Source organism: Candidatus Devosia phytovorans, assembly GCA_029202405.1.
GTDB classification, from domain to species: domain Bacteria; phylum Pseudomonadota; class Alphaproteobacteria; order Rhizobiales; family Devosiaceae; genus Devosia; species Devosia phytovorans.
In genome coordinates, this window is sequence record CP119312.1 from 3,521,998 (window position 1) to 3,547,376 (window position 25,379).

The window sequence follows — 25,379 nt, forward strand, 5'->3', positions numbered from 1 at the left end:
TTCGTAACCGTAGTCGTCATCAGCTCACCTTTCTTGCCTCGACAAAGCCCATCATACCGATTCGTTTTGGGTTGTCGACTACTTTCGGCCCCTTTCTTTTTTGGGATACCAAATGCCGGGTCGTCATCTCGGACTGCCGGCTAGCCCAACGAGCGAGCGCCGCGCCAAAATTGGCGTGCCAAGCGTCCGCCGACGACGGGGTAATACGGGGGGTGATATCCTTCATGCGTCGAAGTCCTCGTCGGTGCGAGGCGATGCGAAGCGCGGCCAATAGCCTTCCGGCACGGTTCCCGACCGTGGAATTGGGAGGATTTGGGGGACACGCACTTCTTCGGCATCGCCGATAAAGAACCGGTTTTTCGTCATGCGGGGCAAGCCGGCATGCGGAGTGCAACGAGTGCGTCGACATTAGCTGGGCGCCGGCTTTAGGGAAAACAAGGTCCCGCAGCGACATATTTCTAGCGATTTCGCCCACGCCCTTTGTCGGCCGGGAGACGGGGCGATCCGCCTTCGATTACACGACATGCTGCACCGGATCGTCGGTGACGGCCGTTCCGGCACATCTTAAGTGTGCCCGAACAGGGCCGGTGTCCGGACCTGTTTCGAGACATGATCGTAGGCAAAGACTGCTAGCCCCGGCATCCAACGCCAAGTTACGTCAACGAGCGACGGTAGTCGGCTGGTACAGCGTGTCTGCCTTAGGGCCGGTGCTGTCTCCAGCGGCCGAACCACGCATCATTGGCGACGACGGCGTAGTGAGGCGTCTGCGACAGCGTCGCAACATTACGCCCGATCACCGCTTCAGAGCGTCAAGTGGGCTGGTCCAAGCTCCCTCCCCCGCTCTTGTTCCCCAGGTCGTCGATGTTGTCGTCGAGCTGCTCTCCGTCCACAACTTCGGCGCTGTCGTCGGTTTCGGGCTTCCGCTCCCGTGGCTTCTCATCGTCCTTGTATGCCGGGGTTTCATCCGCATCGCTGCCAGGCACGACATCTTTCAGGTCACGGGTCTTGGGGGTTTCGGATTCGGGTTGCGTCATCTTTGGTCTCCTTGAACCCGGACAGCGGTCGGCGGCCCGCAAGGTTCCGCCGATATCCCCGTAATACGTCCTACAGGACGGCCCTGAACCAAACACGATAACGGCGTTGCCTCTCCGGATTGCTTAATCGAGGGCTCGCGGTTCACGGGCAGGCGCGATATCGACGAAGCCCAGCAGCCGCCTAACGGAAAGCGGTCAGGATAGGTCCACAGCAGCTCTTCGGGCACGACAAGTCTGGAAGCGTCGAAGTCCTCGAGGTGAATGTGTGTAGCGGTTTGCCCGGACGGATCCAGCTGAAGTTCCGATGTTTTTACGGATGTTTCGCAATGTCCGTAAAACTCCGTCGTTTAACTTCGGGACATGCAAGATCGCAGGTCCGTCACACGCATCAGGGTCGTCAAAAAGGCCACCATCGTATCCGACGACGGCCTGACGCGCTTGGAAGTCGATTTGGTGGATCTGTCACGCCGCGGGGCGCGTATCGTATTGCGCGCCGGACAGGTGTTGCCGAGCGATTTCTACGTCTTGATGCCGGACAAGTCGATGCATGCGTGCAACTTGGTCTGGAGAGGGCCGCTCGTCGTCGGTATCCGCTTCCAAGCGTAACGGCAGCCGAAGCGACACGATGTGCGGCAGTGGAGGTAAATCCTGGTCCGCCAACGAAATATACCCTGCGATTGCAGGCCACTGTCGGCGCGCGGGCGGCGACATCCAGACTTTGTTGCGACTGTGGGCACGGGCACGCCGATCGACGGCGTGCCCGATCGATCAGGAGTCGGACTTGAACGTGGCGGTGAAAGTGGGAACGAAGGTTTCCGCGGCCAGCCCGAAATGGGTGAGTTGCTGACGCACCTTAGCCTCGTCGTTGAGCGGACCGGCTGCCAACGCAGTCGCGTAGGCCTTAAGGTTGCTTCGCAGTTTGACCAACCCGACCTTGTCGACGACGCGCATGTCCGCATGCGGCGAAGCCTCCCGCACGCAACGGTGCGACGGGTGCACCAGTACCGGAGTTGCCTTGCAGCTGGCGTCGTATGAGCTGCCGAACCAGTTCATGGCTCCCGAAAGCTGGTTGGCATGGTCCTTGGAGATCGAGCGGCCGTCATTGTCCACGCCGCTCTTGCATTCGATGACCAGGAAGTTCAATCCGCCCAGAGCCCATAGATTGTCGGGTCCGCCGGATCTGAATTCGCGGTCGGGCCGCTGCGAACCGAACCCGAGCAACGAACCGAGATCGCGCATCGCTCCCTCGAACTGGTCGGTTCTCTCCTTGTCCCACTGCAGGTCGTCGCAAAGCGCGTTGACGTAGTAGACGAACTGGTTCGTGTCCAGAAAACGTCCCGCCATGTACTCCACCGCGGCCTTAGCCTGGCTTACGGCGGGCGAATCCAGCTTCACGAAGCCGATTCCGGCGATCGGCTTCACAACCCTGCGGTTAAGCGTGGAAGCGGACAGCAGGGTCTGCTGCGCAGCGACCGGATCTGTCCGATGGATAACTTCGGCAAGTTGCTGCTTGAGGTAACCCTTGGTCGCTTTTTCGCTTTCCAGGTTGACAGCGTCCTGTAACAGGCCGACCGCCACCGAATGCCGCGCGTCGCGTACGGCGTTGAATGCCTTGCGGACCGGCTCGGTGGACGGATCGACGTGGCTTGCCGCGCCCTCTGGGGTATTCGCCAGACGCTCGCGACCGGCACGCCACCAGTTCATCCCGTCTTCGGTATTCCGCTCCATGCACAGGTCGAGGATCGGCCGAAGATCGGAAATGGTCTTACCTTTGATTTGCCGGGTGACTTCGCGACCCATGTCCATCTGCGTCAACGTCGCCGGCGTCAGGAGCCCGCGGGAATCGGGCTGGTTGATCCTCTGGGTCAAGCGAGCGCCGAGCAGGAGCACGGCGCATCGATCCTCGCCCGACCGTACGCCTCTGCCCATCCCCTGTTCTATCCTCTGCATCTGGCGGCGGAGTTGGGACTGGGTATCCTCTAGGATGGCCGCTTCGTGCCGCTCGATAAGACCGTGCACCTCCGGAAGACCGTCGATGATCAACAGGCGGCATGCGTCGTCGGGAAGGTCGACACCGTCGTAACGGTTCACCAACACCGTCAACCCTACATGGCCCGCCTTCAACCCGGCCACGCCGGCGCTGATGTTTGACTTCATGAGAGTTTGGGAGGCGACGTCGGCCCAATACTTCGATCGCCGTTCGGACGGAACGATGACGACGACGTTGCGCGTTTGGGCCACGTCGGCCGCGAGCGACTTGACGTCGTCGTCGGTAATCGCATCGTTGACCTCGTGCGGCACGATGATCATGCGGTCGCCGATTTCACCGGCGCCCTTTGGCTTGATCGGGTCGGCAACGGCGACCGGATCCGCGTCGAACTGCTCGATCAGCATGCCGTCGTCCGCTAGTGTCGCAGTCATGTAGATGCGACGCTTGGCCTTGACGAAGCTCGGGATCACGTCGATCGGCAGGCACTTCGGAGCGATCTCGACGCCGCCTGCGCCGAACACGCATTGGCACTGCGACATCACCTCTTTCAGCAGCGGCCATGAGAACCGCAGCTGGTCGCCGTCGCGGTGCGGGTGCAAAAGGGCCAATACCTGGTCCTGCTTATCTTGCCATGCCCAGAACGGAACCGGCAAAAGGGAGTTAGGATCTTCGTTCTTGACCTCGACGTAGCCGACAAGCGATTGCTGCCGAAGAGAGTCTTCGAATAGGTCGAGAAGTTTGTCATAGGCAGGATGATCGGCCGCGAGCCGGATGGTGAACTGGCTGGCTACCGAACTCAGGCATGCATGCGCGTCGTCGATGACCACCGTTCCGACAGGTATCTGGACACCGTCGGATCCGACGCCGAAGATGGACCGTCCGTTGACAAGCCTATCGATATTGGCCACCGCGATAGAGCGGCCCGCCAGATAGTCCGCGCTACGCGGGTCGTCGGTCGCCGAAATGCCGAGCGCCTTGGCCTCTTCAAGCACTTGACCGACGAGATAGTTGTCGGGAGCCAGATACAGTGCAGGCCCCACGCCTTCGTTGAGCGAACTCTGGAGCGCGACGAGACCGACGAGCATCTTGCCGGAACCGGTGTTCATCTTGATGGTGTTGTCGGACCTGGTGCGCTTGATGTGCCAGCTATCGAGCACCTCGCCCTGGTTGTACGACAAGAACTTGAAACGCGGGTGGCGGATCAAGGTGGGAAAGATTTTGCGGGGTTCGGTGTTGGCGTTACCGGGGCCCTTGCCCCCGCCCAGCGAGCCGAAATCGAGCATCTTAAATCCTCAGGTAAGTATATGACGCTATCGCGCGATGATCTCACGTGATCACGCGAACACTAGGGCGATTCTCGCTCGATCAGTTCGATAATATGGCTTCCGATCCGCATTGCACGACGTAACGCCCATACGGCCCATGCTTGCATCCGGTTGGTCGAGCATACCGCGGGTCGGGAAGATTCAACCTGTCACCGCTCCACTGATTTGACGTCACCCTCGCGCTATCGGGCGACCCTGTCGATGAAGGCGTGAAACGCGACCAACTGCGATTTCACGAACTCGCGGGTAGGTTCGTCGGACAGCAGTCCTCCCTCACCTTCGAAGCCGCGTCGCCGATCATGACTTCCGGTTTGTTCATGGAATAGGCGTCCAGGAACACAAGGATCTGGCGGAGGTGGTATTGCGCTCTCGCCCCGCCGAGCGAACCGATGGATGCGGTCTGGATCAGGACCGGTTTCCCCGCGAACGGCGCCGGCTGAACGCGCGATATCCAGTCGAGTGCATTTTTGAGAACGCCGGGCACCGAATAGTTGTACCCCGGCGTGACGAAAGCGATCCCATCCGCACGGCGCACCTGTTCGGCCAAAGCCAGGACCTAACCCACGTAGGGTGACCGCAGCGGCCGCGTAGGATACGGCGGCCAAACCCATGTTGCCGCAATCACCACGCCGCCGACGGCGACGCCCAAAGTGCCCTTGGATTGAAAGCACCTATGTTTACGGACGAGGCATGCCTTGGCGCTCTGGAGGCGAGCCGCATTACCCGAACCTCCTCGCCGCAAAACTTGGAACGTACGCACAGAGTCAGTTTGCCTTTGCCGCCTGATTTGCGGTGGCCGCTATCGGCTTCGCGATGTTGGGTAGCTTGGGCTTCTCCATTCTGCCGGTCTTTGCCGCGATCGCCGTAGCTTTGGCGCAACGTCTAAGTCCGGCGTGAGCAGCGGCGTGCCGCTCACGCCGGACTGCTGGCTCACGCGCGTTCGAGGGCTACGGCAATGCCCTGCCCGACACCGACACACATTGTGGCCAAGGTTTCAGAACGCCGTGAGCTCCGCTGACTCCCCGAATTCGATATTGTCATAACCGACGATAGAGAGTTGCTCCGGCACATCCACGCCATTGACCTTGGCCCAACGCATCGCGCCAAGGGCGTACATGTCACCGGTTGCAAAGAGAGCCTTCAAACCAAGGTTTCGCTGGTTCAGCCGCTCCGTGGCCTCATAGCCAGCGGCCATACTGAAGCCGATGGGTTCACAAATCTGGTTGTCGTCAAGCGGAAGCCCGTGCATCCGATGAGCATGCTTGAATCCCTCGATTTTCAACGGTTTGTCCCCCAGCGGTTCAAGCGCGCCGATCTTGGTATGTCCCAGCGCGATGAGATGGGTAGTGGCATCGTATGACGCCTGGAATTCGTCCACGCCGACGGCATCGAGGCCCGTGTCGCGCATACCAGCATGACGATCGGGAAGTTATGGGATCGGAGTCGACGGAAATGATCCAAATTGGTGTGGTCTACCGGATAGATGAGCAGACCATCGACGCCATTGCGGCGGAACATGTCGATGGCGGCTATCAGGTCCGGTTCCCGCTGAGGTCTCACGGAAGTCGCTTGGGTGTGTCTTCGATATCCACAATGGCCCAACGGCGTCGCGGATCGGCCGTCTCCTCCTGCCGCAATGATCGCTAAGGCGCGCGGTACGGAACGCCGGACAATGTGACCTTGGTGGCGGAATACCCTTTGTATCTTAAGAAGGTTTCGACGCTGTGCGCTGTCAAAGTCTGCCGGGGGGACGGACCTACGACAACCTCTTTCAGCGGCAGCCGTCCTCCGTGCTTTTTCGAGCCGTTGTGGTCGCCGGTCCGCAGATAAGGGATGATTCCCGTCGGCCCGATACGAAATCGCAATCCCCCATCGTACAAGTCGGCCTGACGATGCGAGAGCACGATCCTGACTTCGGCTTCTTGCTTGAACGCCTCGTGCTTGAACCCCAAAATGCCCGCCGCGATCGCCTCGGAAAGATAGTCCACATAGTGACCGTCGTGCGCTCTCGGCATTCGATCGCCCATCGCGACGACGTCCAGGCCGTACTGTAGTTCAAAGCGTCGGATGATCGACAACAGAAGCACTCGCTTTTGCCGACCATCGTATATGGCTTTGTAAGGCATCTGCTCCGGACCGAAAAAAACCGGCACCTCGCCGTCGCCGGGCTTTGCCAGTACCAGGCACAGTCCTCCGGCCGCGTACCCACGCCACTGACCGAGGTCGTCCCGCGAGGTGGAAAAGCAAGCGACGAAATTTCCGAACTCCTGCGGGCTCGACAGTTTTTCGAGGACGCCCTCCAAGATCGACGCAAATCCCGAAATTCTCGAGCGACGCGATGCGTGGCCAAGTGTGTCGCGTGCCAGGCGCAGGCCTTCCAGGTTTTCCTCGGTGTCGTTCAGAAAGCGGTTGTCGGACGCCCAGAACCCGTTTTCTTCGACAATACCCTTCAGTCCGGACAGTGAGGTATAATGGTATAGATCGGTTCCGTGGCCGAAGACATTCTCGCGTCTCCCACGATGTGCGAGACGTCTATCGCCATTGTCGTCCGTACCGAAGAAGGCGGAAAGAAAACCTGTCCGGAAGGTCGCCTTCGATCCGGTTCCGGTACTCGAGTTGCTATCGTAGATGTCGGACGTCATGTCGGCCCCCGGCGCTGGCTATATTCCGAAGTTCCATTTTCGCGGTCACGGCGTCAAACGATACCCCGCCATATCGGCGAGAGTTGCCCGTAGGTTCGGCTTGCGGCGCCAAACCTTACTCCTTGAGGAGCATAGTCGAGTTTGTCGACGCCATGTTGTCACGGTGGCGCTCTCGAGCGGCCGATACGCCTCCGGGATCGCTACACCTCCATAACCGGAAGCGGAACTTGGACGCAGCTCGGGACGACGCACCGCGGTCACCGATCCGGATCTCGCTGCTCCGGCTTGGACGGAAGCAGGTGGGGCACGACCGCGAGGATGATCAGGATAATGAACGACGAAAGTACGGCGGTGGCCTCCAGACCCAGTCCCGCCATGACGCCGATGCCCGCCGTGGCCCAGATGTTGGCTGCCGTCGTCAGCCCTTCCACCTGGTTTTTGGCCGAGCGGACGATTATCGCTCCCGCGCCGAGGAAGCCGATGCCTTGTACGATGCCTTGCAGCACCCGCGACATGTCGCCGATGGCCATGCCGCTCTGTGAAGGACCGAGGACGAAAAGCGCGGCGCCCACAGCCACCAGCATATGCGTACGTACGCCGGCGCTACGCCCCTTGCGTTCCCTCTCGTACCCTAGGATGCCGCCGAGGATCGCCGCCAGCGCGAGACGCATGCTGATGCGGGTCAAGGTCGGAATGTCGGGCACGTCCGAAAACTCGTTTACGGCCGTAGACCAAATCTCGTCGAACACGGTAGCTCCCTGTCATCGTTGCCGAAGGACCTGACTAGCTTGTCACGGCGGTGGCGGAAACCCTTCTTCCCTCGCCCGGTCGGTCGTACGGGCAGGACAGGACGATATACCGGCGGCCGGGGACGACGAAGCCGGCCGGGCTCCGACCGCCGAGCGAGCCAACGGAGCGGACAGCAAGCCGCAATGTCATGCGCGCCTAACGGATCGCGGTCCCCCTCAAGGGTGCCGCACTTCCGGAGTTCACTCACGGAACACACTCCGACTTTGTTGCTCAGTAAGGTAGAGAGACCGGTCTCGCCTCGAAATGCACGACCGCAGCCCGGCCTTCGTACCGCGCCCGTGAAATCTCTTCGCGGGAAACCTCGAAGCCGAGCCCGCCGATCTCGGTTACGCAGTCTTTAATGCCGTGGACACCTGCCAGGAAGTCCCGGAAGGACTGCCGGGCCTCGCCCTTCGCGTCGTCAAAATTCTCGTTTACATGCATCTTCCACGGTCCCATCCAAATCCGTCGGATCAGAGTGGGCCCTGCCCGACGGGCAGTCAAACGCCCGTTTCGGAAACAGGTCCGCTCCCGTCGCACCGGACAGGCCGAGGTCAAGCGTCCTTTCCTGTCGGCGCGCCGACGTCGTAGGTCGGAATCTTGGCGATCGCCGCCAGGCAGACCTCGGGCCACAACGTGCCGTATTTCTGGCCGACGTTTTCGGCCGCGTGGCCGTCGATGCGGTTGACGACCTGCTCCTTGACGTCCGATTCCATGAACTGGCTGCGAACCCGGTGCCGCCAGCCGTGGTTGGGCGCCACGCTCTCGTCGGTGACGCCGACCGCCTCGCTCCGCACCCATTCGGCGATGCGCTGGCCGACCTTGACGGACTGCGGGTTCGCCGCGGCGCCGCCGCGCCGGCGCCCGGTGTCGTAGAACAGGCGCTCGCCCTTCTGCCTGCGGGCCCAGTCGACGAACCCCTGTTCGAGCAGATGGGGATGGACCGCGACCTCGCGCTGGCCGTGGTTCTTGGTGGTACCGGCCTCGGGCGTGATCCGGAGCATCCAGATCAGGGTGTCGTTCTTGGAATGCTTGCGCTGCAGAACGTCGTCGGGCCGCAGCTGAGTGATCTCGTTGACCCGCGCGCCGGTGTAGGCGCACAGCCACGGCACCCAGCGCCGGGCCGCGGCGCCGTACGCCGTCATCCGCTCCGGCGTCGGAGCGAGCGTGGCGCGCAGGATCGCCTCGGCCTCGGCTTGAGTAAAACCCTTGTCCTCGCGCGGGATCTTGCGTTTGCCCTGCTTGTCGAAACGGGCGTCGCCGTGCAGCGCCACCTGCACGTCCTCAAAGGGGTCGGTCGCGATCTTGCGGTTCTTCCTGGCCCATTTGAAAAAGGCGCGCGGATGCGCCAGGTCCGCATAGCGCACCGTCTGGAGCGCCACTTCCTTGATGCGCTTCTCCTTCCAGCGCACCGCGTCCGTGTCGGTCACCAGGCCCGGGATATCGTGGCCGAGGAAAGCGAACAGCGCCGCCAACACGGCCTTCTGGCGCTTGACCGAGGAAGCGCTCGGCTTCTTTTCGGCGAGATAGACCTCGTAGAGCGTCCGCCACGTCTCGGTCGAGCCGACCGCGGGGAAGCGGTCCGCCTGCGGGTCGGGGCCGTAGTCGCCCCGCGCGCGCCGGATCAGCGTCCGGTAGGCCTGGGCGAGGCCGGCCGCGGCGAGCAGGCACAGCGCGGCGAGAGACCTCTCGGTCAACTCCACGCCCCGCTTTTCGAGATACGGCCGCACCAAGGGGCCGATCTCGCGCCGCGCGATCCAGCGGGGTCTGCTGGTCAACGCCGTGCCCCAGGCCTGCCGCTCGTATCCGGGCTCGCGTTCGTGCGGCTCGAGGCAGATCTGGATCCCGCGCAGTTTCACCGTCCAGGCGTACTCCTCTCCCGGATCGCTCTCGTGCGCCTTGAGGAAATCGCGGTAGATCTCGCCGGCGAAGGCGGTCAGGGTCGCCTTGGGAAGGTCGATCGGGCCGCCGGTCGGGGTCGGCGCCTTAGGGCGCGACAGCAGATCGCGCCACTCCCGGTCGACCTGCAGGGCGACCTCCGCATGGCGGACCTTGGCCTCCTCGGCGTCGCGGGTGCCGAGCGAGATCTTGACCTCGCGCTTGCCTACGAGCGGTCTGAGACGCTCGGGCACGCCCTTGCGGAACATGTAGATGCCGGTCGACGGGTGAGCGCTCGGTCTGCTCATTTTCAGGACCACTTTTTGTACCACTCCTCTGTACCAAAGGGGTGCCGACAAGTCCAGATTTGCTGGGTTTTTCCCAATTTCCGGCGGTTTCCGCGGGAAATGGCGGAGAGAAAGGGATTCGAACCCTTGAGACGGTTCCCCGCCTACACACTTTCCAGGCGTGCGCCTTCGACCACTCGGCCACCTCTCCGCATCGCCTTGGCTCCGGGGTGGAAATCCCGGACAGGCCAGCTGTTAAGCCGGCGCGAGCGAGGCGCAATATACGCATCGGCGCTCCATGTGCAAGTGATCACGACACCGGGATGACGATTGTTTTTATCCCGGAGGGTTACCACCTTGTGAGCCAGGGTTGCCGCGTGGCACAATTGAACCTGCGCACGGGGTGGAACGAGGCGGGCCAAACTCGACTTATCCCCGGGAGCACGGGGAGAGACATGCGGCTGATCCTGAGAATTGCGGGCACCTGGCTGATCGGCCTGGCGGTGGTGCTATTGGTTATCGACGGCACGAAATCGCTCGGCGCCAATGGTTTGGTATTCACCAGCCTGGCCGACCTGTGGACAAGTGTGCATCAGGGCAGCCTGATCGCGCTGCAGGGGTTTTTCGCGGAGCGGTTCTTTGCCGATCTGCTTGGCGCAGCGCTCGAGGCGGTGCTGGACACGCCGGCCTTTGCTGTCGCTGGCGTGCCGGGTGTGGTGCTGGCCCTCATGGGGCGGACGCGACGGCGCGAGCAGTTTCTGCGCGCCGACCAGATCTGAAGCGGCCCGACGCCCGCAAGACAAAATGATGCAGTGAAAGGATGATGCGACATGTTTTTCAAGTCCAAGCCGACCACAATTCCCAGCGCTGCCGAGGCCCTGCCGGGGCGGAGCGTGGTGATGTCCGTAGCGCCGGAGCATTTCGTCAACGGGCAATCGCTGAAGGGCCCCTACCCCGACGACGCCGAGACTATCTATCTGGGGCTGGGATGTTTTTGGGGTGCGGAGCGGCTGTTCTGGCAGTTGCCGGGGGTGATCGTCACCGCCGTGGGCTATCAGGGTGGCTCGACGCCGAACCCGAGTTACGAGGAAGTCTGCTCGGGTCAGACGGGCCATACCGAGGCGGTCAAAGTGGTCTATGACCCCAAGCAGATCAGCCTCGACAAGCTGCTTAAAGTGTTCTGGGAAGAGCATAATCCGACCGAGGGCATGCGGCAGGGCAATGATGTCGGGACGCAGTATCGCTCGGCCATCTATACCACGACGCCGGAACAGGCCGCTGTGGTGGAGCAGAGCCGGGACGCCTATCAGGCGGCGCTGAGCAAGCAGGGCCTGGGGGCAATCACGACGGAAGTGGCTGAGGCGCAAGAATTTTTCTATGCCGAGACCTATCACCAGCAGTATCTGGCGAAAAATCCGCGCGGTTACTGCGGGCTGCAGGGGACTGGCGTGAGCTGCCCGATCGGGGTTGGCGTCGCTGCCGAATAGGCCAAAATCGAGTCACTTCAGGGTCGATCCGCGACAGCGGACCGGCCCTTTTCGTTAGCGGACTGTTAACATTGAGTGTCACCTATCCCGCCATCATGCGACGCGAGGGTTTCGAGGCCTTCGTGCTCGGCCTTCCGGCCGCGACTCTGGTCCGACAATGGCGCGATGATTCGGTCGCCAAGGTGGGTGGCAAGATTTTCTGCCTGCTCGACCGCGACCCTGGCGAGGTGTGGCTAAAAGTCTCCGACATGGCTTATGAGTTGCTGACCGAGCTGGACGGCATTCGCCCGGCGCCCTATTTCGCGCGGGCGAAATGGGTGGCGATTTCGGTCGGGAGCCCGCTCAGGGCAGACGAGATCGAGGCTTATATCACCGAAGCGCATCGCATCATTGCCGGCAAACTCAGCCGCAAGGTGAGGACCGAGCTCGGGCTTTAGTCAGGCAGGACCGCCAGCACGACCAGCGGGCTGTCGGGCAGGCTGACGTCATCGAGCCAGGCGGGGAGATTTCCGGCGGCATAGAGATTGGCGAAGCTGTCGGGGGCGCGGTCTTCGAGGCCGGCGACTTCGGGCATGCCGGGGCAGAGGACGACGAGGCCGATGCCGCGTTCGTCAAGAATCTCGCGCGCCGTGGCGATGGGGTCGTTGAAGAAGCGGAAGGTGTCGCGGACGCCGCGCTGGTTGCGGTGATAGGGGGCGGAAACAACCTCGTGCGGCGTATAAAGCAGCATATGGGCGCCCAGGTCGATCGGCGTCATGACGCGCTCGGGCGGCAGGGCGGCGAGATCGGCGAAGGCCGATGGGAGCAGGCAGGCCTCCTTGCTGGCGCGCACTTCTGCCACCTCCTGAGCACGACCGGGCCAGGTGTTGACCACAAGCGTCACGATCAGCGACAGCACGACGCCGGAAAAGACCAGCCAGCTGCCGAGCAGTCCAAAAATCTGCGGCAGGCGTTGTTTGGCGAGGTAGCGCTGGCGGGCGGCGACGATGAGCCAGGCAGCTGCGGGCATGGCTGGCATGATGGCGAGGCGCGCGCCGCGGATCTGGATCAGCATGATGAGGGCTGTGGCCAGCAGGAAAACCAGCAGCACCGCCCATTCGTCGCGCTGCTGCGGCACGCGCCAGAGGCGGACGAGGATGACCACCACGGCCAGCAGCGCCGGCAAGGCGACGGCCACGGTATAGGCCGGAAGATCGTGGATGGTGACGAAGAGCGGCCGCGCCTCGATGATGCCGGCAATCCAGTTCTGCTGCAGCCAGGGATCGAGTGCGGCATAGGGGCCGCCGAGGCATTGCGGATAGATCAGCACGATCGCTGCGACACCGGCGAGGCCGAGGACGGCGAGCGCTGCGAAGCGCTGCCAGGCGGCGCGCAGGGGCAGGAAGCTAGCCAGCGTGAAGACGAGCCCCACGACCAAGGCAATACCGACATAGAAGGGCGAGATGACGTCGCAGGCGGCTTCCAGCCAGCGGCTGGGCGGGCGGAAGATGGCGAGGTGGATCAAGGAGGCCGCGGCAAAGCTCAGGCCGAAGAGGCGCATAGTGCGGGCGCGCGCAGGATCAAAGACCCAGACCAGGCCCATGACCGCGATAGCGGCGCCGATCGGTGGCAGGGATTCGGTGGCGATGGCGAGCGCCGTTGCGGCAAAGAGGCCGCAGAACATGGCAAAGCGCGGGCGGCGCATGGCTTCGACAGCGGCCCAGACCATGGCAACCGTGAGCAGGATGATGACATTGTGATGGTCGACGCGGCCGGGGGTGAATTCGGCGGTGACCGCCGGGCTCAGTACCGGCAGGATCAGGGCGGGCAGCACGCCCTCGGGGCCGACGAGACGATTGGCCAGTAGCGCCGATAGCCAGAGCAGCAGTCCGAGCAGGGCCATGGGCCAGATGGCGCCGGCAGCCACCATGGCGGTATCGGCACCCAGGACGGGCGTGAAGAGCATGACCAGCAGGCCAATGGGCAGGTCGACGAGGCGCGACCAATGTAGCTCGGCGCCCCATGGCGTGTTGAGGCGATGGGCGGTCAGGTCATACCAGTTCTGGCCGTGGATGAAGTCGCGCACCATGACCATGCGCATGGCGTCATCGGTATCGGCGAAGAAGGGCTCGCCGGCGCGGCCGAAAGTGGCGCGCACCATCAGGATGACCACCGCAATGGCAAAGACCGCAAGGACGAGACGAAGGTCGGGGCGGCGCGTGTCGGTGGTCACGATGAGGTCCTGCGGTGAACTGGCCGCACGATGGATCGGGACGAGTTAAGATGGGGTATGGGGGGGCCTTGGGCCCTCGTCATTTCCGCTTGGCGCGCTTTGATCCCACCCCTATGGATCTGGATCCGCTTGCACAAGAAATGTGCATTGCGTTTCTTTTTCAGTCAATATACCAAGATGTTTCTTGTTTAATTCGCAGGTGCTGTGATGAGCGATGCCGTTGAGGGCCGGTGGGCCGAGATCTTTACGCCACGCTATGCGACGGTGACGCTTATCCTGTGCCTTGGTGTCGCGCTTCTGGCATTCAACGCGTTTCTTGCCTCGATTTCGCTGCCGACGGCGGTGCAGGAAATGGGTGGCGTGGCGCTGATTTCCTGGGCGCTGACGCTGTTCCTGGTGTTTGCCATCGTGGGTGGGTCGGGCGCGGCGCTGTTCAAGCAGCGGCTGGGCGCGCGGACGGCACTGCTGGTTTCGGCAGGCGTGTTCCTGCTGGGTACGGTGATTGCCGCCTCGGCCTCGTCGATGGAGCAGGTGCTGGTGGGCCGGGCGCTGCAGGGGCTTGGCGAAGGCGTGGTTTCGGCCATCTGCTTTGCGCTGATCCCGGAGCTCTTTCCATCGCGGCTGGTGCCGAAGGTGTTTGGCCTGCAGGCGATGATCTGGGCGATCGCGGCCTTTGGCGGGCCGGCGGCGGCTGGGCTACTGACCGAGCTGGTGTCGTGGCGAGCGGCCTTCCTTGTCAATGTGCCGTTCGTAGCGGTGTTTGCGATCATGGTGATGATCAAGGTGCCGGCACACTCGCCGGGCGATCAACGGGTGGTAAGCTTTCCCGGCTTGCGGCTACTGGTGATCGGCGTGGCCATCATGCTGGTGGCGCTGGCGGGCGTAGTGGCGCCGCTGTCGGCGACGGCGCTGCTGGTGGCCGCTGCCGTGCTGCTGGTGGGCGCCGTGTGGATGGATGGACGGGCGCGGGACCGGCTGATGCCACCCGATGCCTTCCGGCCGGTTTCGGTGGTCGGCACAGGGCTATGGATGGTACTGCTGATCAATGTCGCGGGAGCGGGCTCGGCCGTCTATCTCGTGCTGGTGGTGCAGGAAATGTGGGGCTACGGGCCAACGGCAGCGGGGGCGCTGGCAGCGGTGCTGGCCGTAGCCTGGAGCATGTCGGCCATTACCGTGGCCAATGTGCGCAGCAAGGAGACGCGCAAGATCCTGATCCGGCTGGGACCGGCGATGATCGGGCTGGGCCTGCTGCTGGTGCTGGCCGGGCTGGAACTCGATCAGGTGGTAGTGGTGATTGTGGGCCAGTTGATCATCGGTTCGGGCTTTGGCACCTGCAATGGGTATCTCAACCTCACCATGATGGAAGCGGCGAGCGATACGGAGCGCGACCGGACTTCGGCGCTGATGCCGACGACGCAATCGGCCGGCAATGCCATCGGGGCGGCGCTGGCGGGGGTGGCGGCCAATGCGGCAGGCATGGCGAGTGCCACGGGGGTCGCAGACGTGAAGCTGGCCGTGGTGCCGGTCTATCTGCTGGGCGCGGTGACGGCGGCGCTGGCGGCTGCCGCGGCCTGGCGGATGGTGGGGATGATCAGACCGCAAGACCAGAGCTCGAGTTTTGCGGCGGGGTAGAGAGTCCTCCACATTCACGATGTCATCCCGGCCTTGAGCCGGGACCCATCTCGATATGTCATCACGTCCGCTAGGTCTTCGTGCTGAACATGGCCACCTTGCGGCAAGCCACGGATCTCAGGATGGGCCCCGGCTCAAGGCCGGGGTGACACCGAGTGTGCGGTGGGCCCGGACGGCATTCCCAGAAATAAAAAGGACGGTGGCCGCAACCACCGTCCAGTTTGTCAGGGAGAAAACGAGATGCGGGACGTTACCCGCGGGGCTGAGGGACAATGCGCAGGTAGGGCTTGGGTTCCTTCCAGCCGCCCGGGAACTTTTCCTTGGCCGCATCGGCGGAAACCGACGAGGCGATGATGACGTCCTCGCCGTCCTTCCAGTTGACCGGGGTGGCGACCGAATATTTTGCCGTCAGCTGCAGCGAGTCGATGACGCGCAGCACTTCATCGAAATTGCGGCCGGTGGAAGCCGGGTACTCGATCTTGAGCTTTACCTTCTTGTCCGGGCCGACGACGAAGACCGAGCGCACGGTCAGCGTGTTGTCGGCATTGGGATGGATCATGTCGTAGAGCTTGGCGACTTCGCCCTTGGTGTCGGCGAGCAGCGGGAAGTTCAGAGCGGTACCCTGGGTTTCCTCGATGTCCTTGGCCCAGCCGCCGTGGTCTTCGAGCTTGTCGACCGACAGCCCAAGTACCTTGACGCCACGCTTGTCGAATTCGGGCTTGAGCTTGGCCGTATAGCCCAGCTCAGTGGTGCAGACGGGCGTGAAATTCTTGGGATGGCTGAAGAGCACCGCCCAGAAGCCATCGATGTAATCGTGGAAGTGGATCGGGCCTTCGGTGGAATCGACGGTGAAATCGGGGGCGGTGTCGCCAATCAAAATGGACATTCTTTAGCCTTTTCCTCGCGGGCCAAAGCCCGTCTATGCTTTGAGACAGAATATCGTACTCCTGGGCACGCTATGAAGCGGCAGGGAGCGGAATGCTTTTATATTCTGGCGGGTTAATGCGCCATGGCGTTCCAAGGCTCCCGCCCGGATCGAAATGCCGCCAGGCTAGCGCGCAGTCGGCACGCCGTTGGTCCAGGTGACCTGCTCGGTGTTGAGCGGAATGACCGAGAGGCTCATCTTGCCCGAGCCCTGCTGGATTTCGCGGGCATGCGCCAGGTAGATCAGCGAATTGTTGGCCTGGTCATAGACCCGGGAGACACGCAGCGACTTCCAGATCAGCGAACGCCCTTCCTTGAAGATTTCCTCGCCACCGCCGCGCAGGGAAATATCGCCGATGGTGATCGGGCCGGTGACCGAGCAATCGAGCGCGGAATATGAGGGGTCCTCGAACCAGTTGCCCTGGCTGATGCGATCGATGAAGGAGCGGTTGAAATAGGCCAGATGGCAGGTCACGCCAGCCACCTCGGGATCCGCCACCGCGTCAATGGAGATATCATTGCCGGTCCAGTCGACCCCAACATTGCCCACTTCGCGGCTATCGCCGCAGGCGGCGAGCGTGACGGCAATCAGGGCAGCAGTAGCAAGGGCGGCAAGGCGTTTCATCGGCGTCGCTCCGGCGGGGTTTGTTCCCATCACACATGGCCCCGCGGCGCGGCGACCACAAGAGTGTCAGTGGGTGTTTTCGCGCAGCTTCTTTTCGAGCAAGCGGACCAGCAGGGACAGTGAAATGGTCATGGTGAGATAGAGGAAGGCCACGACATTATAGGTTTCAAAGAAGAGGAATGTGCCGGAGGAATAGACCTTGCCAAGCTGGGTGATGTCCTGGACGCCGAGGGCCGAGACCAGCGCTGAATCCTTGATCATCGAGACGAAGTCATTGGCGAGCGGCGGCAGGATGGTGCGCAGGGCCTGGGGCAGGACGATGAGGCGGAAGCACTTCCAGCGGGAAAAGCCGAGGGCGCGCGCCGCCTCGATCTGGCCCTTGTCGACGGCTTCGATGCCAGCGCGGAAGATTTCGGCGATGAAGGCGGAATAGCAGACAGTGAGCGCGAGGATGGCGCGCCAGACGAAATCGAACTGGCGGATGGTGATGGTGGCATCGAGGGGCTGCAGCAGCCAGTTGACGGCACTGACGAGGCCGGGAGCACCGACGAAGGCGACGTAGAACAGAAAGACCAGAACCGGAATGCCGCGGATGATTTCCACGTAGAAGGTGGCGATCTCGCGGAAAACGCGGTTGCCGGAGGTGCGGGCCAGGGCGACCAGCAGGCCGATGAGCGTTGCCGCGGCAAAGGCGACCAGGGTCACCCAGACGGTGGTGATGACGCCGCCGGACAGGGCGCGGAAAATCTGGGCATAGGTGCCATTGGCGGTAATGCCCCAGAGGCCGAGCACGAAGAGCAGCGCGATGGCGAGCAGCCACCACGGGGTCTGGGAGAGGATGGAGGGTTTGCGGGGGATGTAGGTCATGAAAGGCGGGATCGCGACAGGGCCGCGATACCGGGATGTCCGTTATTGGGCCGAGTTATACTCGTAGAACCACTTCTGCTGCAGCGTGTCCATGGTGCCGTCGGACTTGATCTGGGCAAGGGCGGCGTTGATGGGGGCGGTCAGGTCGGAGCCGGGGGTGAGGATGAAGCCGAAGTCTTCCGAGCCGAGCGGGGTGCCGATGACTTTGAAGGCGCCGGGATTGGCGCCGATATAGCCATTGGCCGAGGTCTGATCCATCAGGACGGTATCGACGTCGCCCGACTGCAGTGCCTGGACCGAGGCGCCGAAGGTGTCGAAGAGCTTGATGCGCGGATTGGCTTCGTCGCCATCGAGCACATTGTAGACGGCGACATAGAAATTGGTGGTGCCGGCCTGGGCGCCGACCAGGTTATTGGTGTCAGCCGCAAAAGTGGCGGCGTCGGTGAAGCGGTCTTCGTCGGCGCGAACCAGCATCAGCTGTTCGGAGGTCAGATAGCTGTCGGAGAAATCGACCTGTTCCTTGCGTTCGTCATTGATGGTGATGCCATCCATGCCGACGTCGAACTGGCCATCGCGCACGGCCTGGATCATCACGTCCCAGGAGGTCAGCTCCCATTTGACCGTGGTGTTAAGGCGCTTGGCGATCTCGTTGAAGAGGTCATACTCAAAACCGATGCCTTCGCCGGTGGCCGGATCGGCAAAGTTGAGCGGGACATAGGCATTTTCGGTGACGGCGACGATTTCGCGACCGGCCAGATCGGGCAATGCGTCCCGGGCGGCGACGGGCAGGACAAGGGCGGTGAGCGCCGCAGCAGCGGCGAAAAGCTTGATGGCGGTCATGAGGCGGCAGTCTCCCGAGCAAGAATTTGCCGGGAGACTAGACCGAAGAAGTCGGGTTTGGAAATGGCTTTGTGACGCAATTACGTCCGCAGCATGCCGCCAGATTGCTTGGTGACAGCAGCGATAATGCTGGCCGAGACCTTGTCGATGTCTTCATCGGTCAGCGTCCTGTCGGCGGGTTGTATGATGACTTCGATGGCGACCGACTTCTTGCCCTCGCCGACATGGCTGCCCTCGAAGACGTCAAAGACGGTGACGTCCTTGATCAGCGCCTTGTCGGCCCCCTTTGCCGCCTTGAGGATGGCGCCGGCGGTGACCGCCTTATCGACGATAAAGGCGAAGTCGCGACTGAGCGGCATCAGGGCCGAGAGGTCGAGTGCCGGCTTGGTTTTGGTCGCCTTCCTGCGCGGTTCGGGCAGGGCATCGAGGTCGAGCTCGAAGGCTGTGACGGGGAAGTCGATGTCGAGTTCTGCGGCCCAGGCGGGATGCAGTTCGCCGAACCAGGCGAGAGTCTTGGGACCTTGGCGGACGACACCGCCGCGGCCGGGATGGCTCCAGGGGGCGGGCTCGGCAAGGATCTGCACCTTGTCGATGTCGTAGCCGAGTGCATCGAGCACGGCGGCAAGATCGGCCTTGGCATCAAAAACGCCGACGGCTTCGGGCTTGCCGGACCAGTGGCGGCCCGAACCATCGAGTTTTGCCGTGCCGGTGCGAATGCCGGTGGCATAGGTGTGCTGGCCATCGGGGTTTTCCGAGAGGAAGACCTGGCCGACTTCGAAGAGCGCGAGGTCGGAGGTGCCACGATTGGCATTGCGGCGCGCGGCCGACAGGAGACCCGGCAGGAGCGAGGGGCGCATGTCGGTCATGTCGGAGGCAATGGCATTGGCCAGCTGCAGGCCTTCGGAACCGCCGCCGAAGCGGGTGGCTTCGTCGTGGCTGATGAAGCTCCAGGTGACGGCTTCGTCGAGACCACGGGCGGCCAGCGAACGGCGGGCGATGCGGCGGCGGTTCTGGATGGTGGTCAGCATGCGCTGGGCGACATGAGTGAGGCGCGGCAGGGGTTCGAGCGGGACGTTGTCGACGCCGACCATGCGCATGACCTCTTCGACGAGGTCGGCCTTTTGCGTGACGTCGGGGCGCCAGGACGGCACCTTGACGGTGAGCTCATCGCCCTTGGCGTCGCTCGCAAAGCCGAGGCGGTCGAGGATGGCGACCACGTCGGCGGGCGCGACTTCGAGGCCGGTGAGGCGGCGGGTTTCGTTGAGCGGGAAGGTGACCACGGTATCGAGGAAGACGTCGTCGCCGGAGATCACCGGCTCCCGCGGCTCGCCACCGCAGAGATCGAGGACGAGGCGGGTGGCCAGTTCGAGGCCGGGTTCGGTCAAGGCGGGGTCGACGCCGCGTTCAAGGCGATAGCGGGCGTCCGAGACGATGCCGGTCTTGCGGCCGGTGCGGGCGATCAGGTCCGGATCCCAGGAGGCGCATTCCATGAAGACGTTGGTGGTCGCTTCGGTGACGCCCGAGCGGATGCCGCCCATGACGCCGCCGAGGCAGAGGGGACCCTTGTCATCGGCAATGACGGTCATGGTGTCGTCGAGGGTGTAGACCTTGTTATCCAGCGCGTCGAAAGCCTCGTTGCGCGCATTGCGCAGGACGGGCTGGCCCACGAGCGTGTCGGCATCATAGGCGTGCAACGGACGGCCCCAGCCGAGCGAGACGAGATTGGTGATATCGACCACGGTGTTGATGGGGCGCAGGCCCACGGCACGCAGGCGCGCCTGCAGCCACTCGGGGGACGGGCCGTTCTTGATGTTCTTCAAATAGCGACCAGCGAATTTGCGGATGGCCTTGGGTTCGTCAGCGTCGAACTGATGCGGCAGGGCGGCGATGGGGCTCACGCCCTTGGAGGCGACCGGGGACATGTCCGTGGTCTTGAGCGTGCCGAGGCCGAAGGCGGCGAGATCGCGCGCCACGCCATAGACGCCGGTGGCATCGCCGCGATTTGGGGTGATGGAAATATCGAAGACCACGCCGTCGATACCGGCGAAATCGACATATTTCACGCCGATGGGGGCATTTTCGGGAAGCTCGATGATGCCGTCATGGTCGTTGCTCAATTCCAGCTCGGCGGCGGAGCAGAGCATGCCGTTGGACACCTGGCCACGGATATTGCCCTTGCCGATGGTCATGTCCTTGCCCGGAATATAGGTGCCGGGGAAGGCAAAGACGGTCTTGAGGCCGGTGCGGGCATTGGGCGCGCCGCAGACGACGTCGATCAGTTCGCCGGTGCCGGCATCGACCTTGCAGACGCGGAGCTTGTCGGCATTGGGATGCTGTTCGGCGGAAACGACATGGGCGGTGACGAAAGCCGAGAGGGCCGCGCCCTGGTTTTCGACGCCTTCCACTTCAAGGCCAACCGTGGTGAGGGCCGTGGATATCTCATCGACCGAAGCGGTCGTGTCGAGGTGATCCTTGAGCCATTCGAGGGTGAACTTCATATTTTCGGCCTTTAACGGAAGTCTGACTTGGTGCCGGTGATCGGCGGTAACTGGCGGGAAATCTTGAACAGTTCGACGAGCACATTGGCAAAGCCCTGCGCGTCATCGATGGCTTTGTGCGTGTGGGCGACATGGCCATAGAATTCGGCCGGCAGCTTGCTCATGCCCCAGTCGAGATAGGGCGCACCACGCAAAGTGCCGGCCATGGTGTAGAGGCAGATGCCACCGCCGCGGAAAATCTGGCGGGTCTTGAAGGGACCTGACAGGGCGCGGGTGCCGGCAAATTCATCGAGATAGTGGTCCATCCACAATCCGTCGAAAATCATCGGCGCGGCGACGAAAACCTTTGGGCCGGGCAGGCTATCCACCCAATCGGCAAAGCGCGGCATGACTACCGAAGGCTCTTCGGCATTGGTTGTGGCCGCGGCCCAGGCTTCTGGCTGCGTCTGCCACCAAGCCATGGTGGTCTCGTTAGTGGTGCGATCGGGGCGCTGCAGGAGCTGGGCCTCGAACGTGCCATGCGGCGTGCCATCGGCTTCAATCGCCACCGAGGCAAAGCTCAGCATGGAATTATGCAGGGGCGTCGGCCCGTCGGCCTCGATATCGGTGACGATGAAGATGGGCGAGGCGACGAGATTATAGATGGCGCGGCCGGCGGGCAGGATTTCGACCAGCCGGAAGGTCTCGCAGACAACGTCCATATCGGGAGAGAAGCCGCCATTGCGGGCGAAGTAGCTTTCGTGGCCTTCACGCCAGGCGGCGTAATCGCCCTCGCCTTCCCGATCGGTGAAGGCGGGATCGATGTCGTCGAAATGCCGGATCTCGATGCTCTGGGTTTCGATGACGCAGGCCGGCTCGCCCGCGCCATTGCGCACCAGATCGCGCCGCCCGACCTGGGGCAACGGCTCCTTGCCCGGACCATAGTCACGCAATGCGCCACAGGTGGCGGTCTTCTTGCCGGAGAGGACAAGACCCAAAAGCTCATCAGCCAGTTCCGGCGAGTCACCGAAACTGAACTGGATGGCGCTTTGATAGTGGGGCGGAAGGGTGGTCACGAGTTCTTTTTCACGTAGTCATCGAGGACGTCGTTGATACGGCTCTGCCAGCCAGGACCGGTGGCGCGGAAATGTTCGACAATGTGATGGTCGAGACGCAGGCCGATACGGTCCTTGACTTCGGATTTCTGGGGGCCGCGCTGGCCGCGCGCCCGACCGTTGTCGAGCGCCTCCAGCAGTTCGGGAAAGTCCGTAATTGGTCGTGCTCGAGCAAAATCTTCAGCCGTAGCCTCAGGGATATCATCGCCCACGCGCTTTTCGAAGTCGTCCAAAGACTCGCCTGGACGTCGCCCGTCAAGCGTGCCGGGGATCCTTACCCTCGTCATATCTCTTGCATTCGCGCTCATTGGCTTTCCTCATGGAGATGATGCGAATTCTGTTACCGCGTGGCGTCCAACAGAAGGTGTGCAGGCGGTCATCGAGATAGCCGTAGGAAATAAAACGGGCTTCCTCATAATCTCTTCGCAGGTCGGGCCAGGTGCGAAGACTGTCTCGATCAACATAGACAAAATCGGCAAAATCGAGCCCTCGATTGACGAGCGCGTCCTGCCGCTTGTCTTCGTCCCACTCCAGTTCCATTCACTACCACACTTATTTAATTGTGGCCACGATCAAATCAAGAGCTGAGGCCTCCAAACAACGTCGGCAGGTCCAGCGGACGGAAGCCGTAGTGGTCGAGCCAGCGCTGGTCGGCGTCGAAGAAGGCGCGGAGGTCCGGCATGCCATATTTCAGCATGGCGATGCGGTCGATGCCCATGCCCCAGGCAAAGCCTTGGTAGACGTCGGGATCGAGGCCGGCATTGCGGATCACGTTCGGATGCACCATGCCGCAGCCGAGGATTTCGAGCCAGTCATTGCCCTCGCCGATCTTCACCTCTGACCCGGAGCGATCGCATTGCACGTCGACTTCCATGGACGGCTCGGTGAAGGGGAAAAAGCTCGGGCGGAAGCGCAGGGTGACATTGGGGACTTCGAAATAGGCCTTGAGGAATTCCTCGAGCACCCAGCGCAACTGACCGATATGGCTGGACTTGTCGATGACGAGACCTTCCACCTGATGGAACATGGGTGTGTGGGTCTGGTCGCTGTCATTGCGATAGGTGCGACCGGGCATGACCACGCGGATGGGGGGATCCATGGCGGGAGTGATGTAGCTTGCCGCCGGCTTCTCGTTGCTCTTTTGCATGACGCGCATCTGTACGGGCGAGGTGTGGGTGCGCAGCACCTTTTTCACCCCATCGGCACCGGGTTTCATGAAGAAGGTGTCGTGCATTTCACGCGCCGGGTGACCCTCGGGGAAGTTCAGCGCGGTGAAATTGAAATAGTCGGTCTCGATATCGGGACCTTCGGCGATGGAGAAGCCCATGTCCGAGAAGATGGCGGTGATTTCGTCGATGGTCTGGCTGATCGGGTGAATGCGGCCCTTTGCCGTCGGTGCGGACTGCAGAGGCAGGGTGATGTCGACGGTTTCGGCCCTGAGGCGAGCATCGAGGGCGGCGGACTTGAGGGTCGCGCTCCTCTGCTCGATCAAGCCGGCGATCTCCTGCTTGAGCCCATTGATGGCGGGACCGGCGCTCTTGCGCTCTTCGGGCGCCATGGTGCCGAGCGAGGCGAGGAGCGCGGAGACGCTGCCCTTCTTGCCCAGGGCCGAAACGCGTACGGCATCGAGCGCGGTCTCGTCACTGGTGGCGGCAATCGCAGCCGAAAGCTCGGCGCGGAGGGTGTCGATCTGGCTTTCGAGGGACATGGTATTTCTCAACTCGGACAAGTGCGGCGGTTAGATCAAAAGAAAACGCCCCGCGCTAGCCCCGAAGGACCAGCGCAAGGCGTTGATTTGACCTCAGCAGAGCTGGGGAGAGTTAGGCGGTGACGCGCTCGTGGGTCGTCTTTTCGACGCCTTCGAGGTAAGCGAGAGCAGCCTTGGCCTTGGCGACCAGCACGCCGAACGCTTCGGGCTGGGTGATCGCGAGATCGCTCAGCACCTTGCGGTCAACGGCAACCTCAGCCTTGCTGAGGCCGTCGATAAATCGACCATAGGTCAGGCCGTAATCGCGCACGGCAGCGTTGATGCGCTGGATCCAGAGAGCGCGGAAGTTGCGCTTCTTGACGCGGCGATCGCGGTAGGCGTACTGGCCGGCCTTTTCGACGGCCTGCTTGGCGATACGGATCGTCGACTTGCGGCGGCCATAATAGCCCTCCGCAGCCTTGAGAACCTTCTTGTGACGGGCGTGATTGGTAACGCCTCTTTTAACGCGTGACATGTGTCAGCTTCCCTTCAGCGTTAGCGGTTGTACGGCATGTACCACTTCACCAGACCCTCGTCGCCCTTGGACAGGATCTTGGTGCCGCGGTTGGTGCGGATGTACTTTGCGTTGTGGTTGATCAGGCGGTGACGCTTGCCAGCGACGCCTGCCTTAACGCGACCGGTCGCGGTGAAGCTGAAACGCTTTTTGGCGCCAGACTTCGTCTTCATCTTTGGCATTTTGCGGGTCCTTCAGAGTAGTTCGGATGGATTTGGCCCATCGCATTCAGAGACCGCCACGGCATGCCTTTTGGCCGGGCGATCCGGAGAAGTCGGCTCTATAGGGGGAATCCGGGGGACTGGCAAGGCCCGGCACGCTATTTCCGGCGCGGTTGATAGACCAGATTGACGCTCTGCCCCGACTGGCTGGAATGGATCAGCTCGAGCTGGACCGGCGGCTCGCCGGTATCGGCGAAAAGCCTGACGCCGGCGCCGATGACCACCGGCGCCACTTGAACCACGATCTGATCGACGAGGCCAGCCCGCAGCAGGGCCGAACCTAGTGTGGGTCCCAGAATGACGACCATCCGGCCATTGGCCGTGGTTTTGGCCTTTGCCACGGCGCCGGGCAGGTCATTGCCGTCGGCAAACATATAGCGTGCGTCATCAGGAAAGGGCCGGCGGGTGACGACATATTCGGGGATGTCATCGAGGCCATAGGCCTTGGGTACCTCATCCCAGGTCAGCGAGAGATCATAGCCGCGGCGACCGCCCAAGGTGCAGCCAATATTGGCCATGACCTCGTCGACGATGGGATTGTCGGGCGGCGGCCCGTCGGTTGGACCCATCATGAAGCCGAGGCTGTCGTTGCGATCGGCGGCAAAGCCGTCGAGGCTGATCGCGGTGTGCCAGATGACGCCGTCGCGCTTGAGCATTTAATCTCTCCTCGGGTGAAGGATATAGGAAAAATGCACCACTTGCAATATGCAAGTGGATTCTTCGGGTGATCACTAATGTCGATCGATCACGAGGCGGTGTTCACGACAGCGAAA

At 62.4% G+C, this 25,379-nt stretch carries 25 protein-coding genes, 1 tRNA gene and 1 pseudogene; 4 read left to right on the top strand and 23 right to left on the bottom strand.

Translation table 11 applies throughout. The features are described from left to right. Positions 1-19: 19 nt before the first annotated feature. The 10 genes from P0Y65_17125 to P0Y65_17170 form a co-directional block, all read right to left on the bottom strand. Complete coding sequence (locus tag P0Y65_17125; GenBank protein ID WEK03894.1) at positions 20-226, bottom strand: hypothetical protein; 207 nt, start codon at positions 224-226, stop codon at positions 20-22. Between the two features lie 583 nt (positions 227-809). Beyond that, positions 810-1,034, bottom strand: coding sequence for a hypothetical protein (locus P0Y65_17130; GenBank protein WEK03895.1), 225 nt, complete (start codon positions 1,032-1,034; stop codon positions 810-812). Between the two features lie 768 nt (positions 1,035-1,802). Next, on the bottom strand, positions 1,803-4,307 hold the full coding sequence (locus tag P0Y65_17135) for a helicase C-terminal domain-containing protein (GenBank protein WEK03896.1): 2,505 nt from the start codon (positions 4,305-4,307) through the stop codon (positions 1,803-1,805). 274 nt (positions 4,308-4,581) lie between these two features. Then, complete coding sequence (locus P0Y65_17140; GenBank protein WEK03897.1) at positions 4,582-4,896, bottom strand: NAD(P)H-dependent oxidoreductase; 315 nt, start codon at positions 4,894-4,896, stop codon at positions 4,582-4,584. 447 nt (positions 4,897-5,343) lie between these two features. Continuing rightward, entirely contained in the window at positions 5,344-5,757 is a 414-nt protein-coding gene (locus P0Y65_17145; GenBank protein WEK03898.1) for a substrate-binding domain-containing protein, read from the bottom strand. A gap of 235 nt (positions 5,758-5,992) precedes the next feature. Then, positions 5,993-6,991 (bottom strand): hypothetical protein, encoded by a 999-nt coding sequence (locus tag P0Y65_17150; GenBank protein WEK03899.1) that lies wholly within the window; start codon positions 6,989-6,991, stop codon positions 5,993-5,995. A 257-nt stretch (positions 6,992-7,248) separates the two neighbouring features. Next, positions 7,249-7,740, bottom strand: a complete 492-nt coding sequence (locus tag P0Y65_17155; protein ID WEK03900.1) for an MgtC/SapB family protein — start codon at positions 7,738-7,740, stop codon at positions 7,249-7,251. Between the two features lie 271 nt (positions 7,741-8,011). After that, complete coding sequence (locus P0Y65_17160; GenBank protein ID WEK03901.1) at positions 8,012-8,224, bottom strand: hypothetical protein; 213 nt, start codon at positions 8,222-8,224, stop codon at positions 8,012-8,014. Between the two features lie 110 nt (positions 8,225-8,334). Further along, on the bottom strand, positions 8,335-9,978 hold the full coding sequence (locus tag P0Y65_17165) for a hypothetical protein (protein WEK03902.1): 1,644 nt from the start codon (positions 9,976-9,978) through the stop codon (positions 8,335-8,337). 88 nt (positions 9,979-10,066) lie between these two features. Continuing rightward, positions 10,067-10,156 (bottom strand) — tRNA-Ser (locus P0Y65_17170). Positions 10,157-10,400: 244 nt separating this feature from the next. Between P0Y65_17170 and P0Y65_17175 the strand changes: the two genes are divergently transcribed. The 3 genes from P0Y65_17175 (at position 10,401) to P0Y65_17185 (ending at position 11,869) form a co-directional block, all read left to right on the top strand. Beyond that, a complete protein-coding gene (locus tag P0Y65_17175) occupies positions 10,401-10,724 on the top strand; it encodes a hypothetical protein (protein ID WEK03903.1) in 324 nt (107 codons plus the stop codon). A gap of 51 nt (positions 10,725-10,775) precedes the next feature. After that, positions 10,776-11,432: a peptide-methionine (S)-S-oxide reductase MsrA gene (msrA, locus tag P0Y65_17180; GenBank protein ID WEK03904.1), complete on the top strand. Its 657-nt coding sequence runs from the start codon at positions 10,776-10,778 to the stop codon at positions 11,430-11,432. Positions 11,433-11,503: 71 nt separating this feature from the next. Next, positions 11,504-11,869 (top strand): MmcQ/YjbR family DNA-binding protein, encoded by a 366-nt coding sequence (locus tag P0Y65_17185; protein ID WEK03905.1) that lies wholly within the window; start codon positions 11,504-11,506, stop codon positions 11,867-11,869. Here P0Y65_17185 and P0Y65_17190 read toward each other — a convergent pair. After that, complete coding sequence (locus P0Y65_17190; protein ID WEK03906.1) at positions 11,866-13,644, bottom strand: hypothetical protein; 1,779 nt, start codon at positions 13,642-13,644, stop codon at positions 11,866-11,868. The genes P0Y65_17185 and P0Y65_17190 overlap by 4 nt on opposite strands. A 207-nt stretch (positions 13,645-13,851) precedes the next feature. Between P0Y65_17190 and P0Y65_17195 the strand changes: the two genes are divergently transcribed. After that, complete coding sequence (locus P0Y65_17195; GenBank protein WEK03907.1) at positions 13,852-15,276, top strand: MFS transporter; 1,425 nt, start codon at positions 13,852-13,854, stop codon at positions 15,274-15,276. Positions 15,277-15,526: 250 nt separating this feature from the next. Here the strand turns inward: P0Y65_17195 and P0Y65_17200 are convergent, their stop codons facing one another. The 12 genes and pseudogenes from P0Y65_17200 to P0Y65_17255 form a co-directional block, all read right to left on the bottom strand. Then, positions 15,527-16,162 carry a peroxiredoxin gene (locus tag P0Y65_17200; GenBank protein WEK03908.1) on the bottom strand — a complete coding sequence of 212 codons (636 nt, stop codon included), beginning with the start codon at positions 16,160-16,162 and terminating at the stop codon, positions 15,527-15,529. 165 nt (positions 16,163-16,327) lie between these two features. Next, positions 16,328-16,825: a CreA family protein gene (locus P0Y65_17205; protein WEK03909.1), complete on the bottom strand. Its 498-nt coding sequence runs from the start codon at positions 16,823-16,825 to the stop codon at positions 16,328-16,330. Positions 16,826-16,891: 66 nt separating this feature from the next. After that, entirely contained in the window at positions 16,892-17,692 is an 801-nt protein-coding gene (locus P0Y65_17210; GenBank protein WEK03910.1) for an amino acid ABC transporter permease, read from the bottom strand. Positions 17,693-17,734: 42 nt separating this feature from the next. Continuing rightward, positions 17,735-18,532 (bottom strand): transporter substrate-binding domain-containing protein, encoded by a 798-nt coding sequence (locus P0Y65_17215; protein ID WEK03911.1) that lies wholly within the window; start codon positions 18,530-18,532, stop codon positions 17,735-17,737. An 80-nt stretch (positions 18,533-18,612) separates the two neighbouring features. Next, on the bottom strand, positions 18,613-21,030 hold the full coding sequence (pheT, locus tag P0Y65_17220) for a phenylalanine--tRNA ligase subunit beta (protein ID WEK03912.1): 2,418 nt from the start codon (positions 21,028-21,030) through the stop codon (positions 18,613-18,615). A 659-nt stretch (positions 21,031-21,689) separates the two neighbouring features. Further along, a pseudogene (locus P0Y65_17225) lies at positions 21,690-22,085 on the bottom strand (ASCH domain-containing protein). Continuing rightward, entirely contained in the window at positions 22,082-22,357 is a 276-nt protein-coding gene (locus P0Y65_17230; protein WEK03913.1) for a BrnA antitoxin family protein, read from the bottom strand. The pseudogene P0Y65_17225 and the gene P0Y65_17230 overlap by 4 nt, the downstream one beginning before the upstream one ends. A gap of 22 nt (positions 22,358-22,379) precedes the next feature. Continuing rightward, on the bottom strand, positions 22,380-22,664 hold the full coding sequence (locus P0Y65_17235) for a BrnT family toxin (protein WEK03914.1): 285 nt from the start codon (positions 22,662-22,664) through the stop codon (positions 22,380-22,382). Between the two features lie 37 nt (positions 22,665-22,701). Beyond that, the gene (gene pheS / locus P0Y65_17240; protein WEK03915.1) at positions 22,702-23,832 is read right to left on the bottom strand and encodes a phenylalanine--tRNA ligase subunit alpha; all 1,131 of its coding nucleotides are present in this window, start codon (positions 23,830-23,832) and stop codon (positions 22,702-22,704) included. 112 nt (positions 23,833-23,944) lie between these two features. After that, on the bottom strand, positions 23,945-24,346 hold the full coding sequence (rplT, locus tag P0Y65_17245; protein ID WEK03916.1) for a 50S ribosomal protein L20: 402 nt from the start codon (positions 24,344-24,346) through the stop codon (positions 23,945-23,947). Between the two features lie 20 nt (positions 24,347-24,366). Continuing rightward, positions 24,367-24,567 (bottom strand): 50S ribosomal protein L35, encoded by a 201-nt coding sequence (gene rpmI / locus P0Y65_17250; protein WEK03917.1) that lies wholly within the window; start codon positions 24,565-24,567, stop codon positions 24,367-24,369. Between the two features lie 137 nt (positions 24,568-24,704). Beyond that, complete coding sequence (locus P0Y65_17255; GenBank protein WEK03918.1) at positions 24,705-25,262, bottom strand: dihydrofolate reductase family protein; 558 nt, start codon at positions 25,260-25,262, stop codon at positions 24,705-24,707. Positions 25,263-25,379: the final 117 nt, after the last annotated feature.

Coding starts and splice junctions, on each gene's coding strand:
- P0Y65_17160 (WEK03901.1), bottom strand. CDS start 8,224: ATGCATGTAAACGAGAATTTTGACGACGCGAAGGGCGAGGCCCGGCAG.
- P0Y65_17145 (WEK03898.1), bottom strand. CDS start 5,757: ATGCGCGACACGGGCCTCGATGCCGTCGGCGTGGACGAATTCCAGGCG.
- P0Y65_17150 (WEK03899.1), bottom strand. CDS start 6,991: ATGACGTCCGACATCTACGATAGCAACTCGAGTACCGGAACCGGATCG.
- P0Y65_17210 (WEK03910.1), bottom strand. CDS start 17,692: ATGACCTACATCCCCCGCAAACCCTCCATCCTCTCCCAGACCCCGTGG.
- P0Y65_17235 (WEK03914.1), bottom strand. CDS start 22,664: ATGGAACTGGAGTGGGACGAAGACAAGCGGCAGGACGCGCTCGTCAAT.
- pheS (WEK03915.1), bottom strand. CDS start 23,832: ATGTCCCTCGAAAGCCAGATCGACACCCTCCGCGCCGAGCTTTCGGCT.
- P0Y65_17135 (WEK03896.1), bottom strand. CDS start 4,307: ATGCTCGATTTCGGCTCGCTGGGCGGGGGCAAGGGCCCCGGTAACGCC.
- pheT (WEK03912.1), bottom strand. CDS start 21,030: ATGAAGTTCACCCTCGAATGGCTCAAGGATCACCTCGACACGACCGCT.
- rplT (WEK03916.1), bottom strand. CDS start 24,346: ATGTCACGCGTTAAAAGAGGCGTTACCAATCACGCCCGTCACAAGAAG.
- rpmI (WEK03917.1), bottom strand. CDS start 24,567: ATGCCAAAGATGAAGACGAAGTCTGGCGCCAAAAAGCGTTTCAGCTTC.
- P0Y65_17125 (WEK03894.1), bottom strand. CDS start 226: ATGAAGGATATCACCCCCCGTATTACCCCGTCGTCGGCGGACGCTTGG.
- P0Y65_17255 (WEK03918.1), bottom strand. CDS start 25,262: ATGCTCAAGCGCGACGGCGTCATCTGGCACACCGCGATCAGCCTCGAC.
- msrA (WEK03904.1), top strand. CDS start 10,776: ATGTTTTTCAAGTCCAAGCCGACCACAATTCCCAGCGCTGCCGAGGCC.
- P0Y65_17175 (WEK03903.1), top strand. CDS start 10,401: ATGCGGCTGATCCTGAGAATTGCGGGCACCTGGCTGATCGGCCTGGCG.
- P0Y65_17215 (WEK03911.1), bottom strand. CDS start 18,532: ATGACCGCCATCAAGCTTTTCGCCGCTGCTGCGGCGCTCACCGCCCTT.
- P0Y65_17195 (WEK03907.1), top strand. CDS start 13,852: ATGAGCGATGCCGTTGAGGGCCGGTGGGCCGAGATCTTTACGCCACGC.
- P0Y65_17200 (WEK03908.1), bottom strand. CDS start 16,162: ATGTCCATTTTGATTGGCGACACCGCCCCCGATTTCACCGTCGATTCC.
- P0Y65_17205 (WEK03909.1), bottom strand. CDS start 16,825: ATGAAACGCCTTGCCGCCCTTGCTACTGCTGCCCTGATTGCCGTCACG.
- P0Y65_17130 (WEK03895.1), bottom strand. CDS start 1,034: ATGACGCAACCCGAATCCGAAACCCCCAAGACCCGTGACCTGAAAGAT.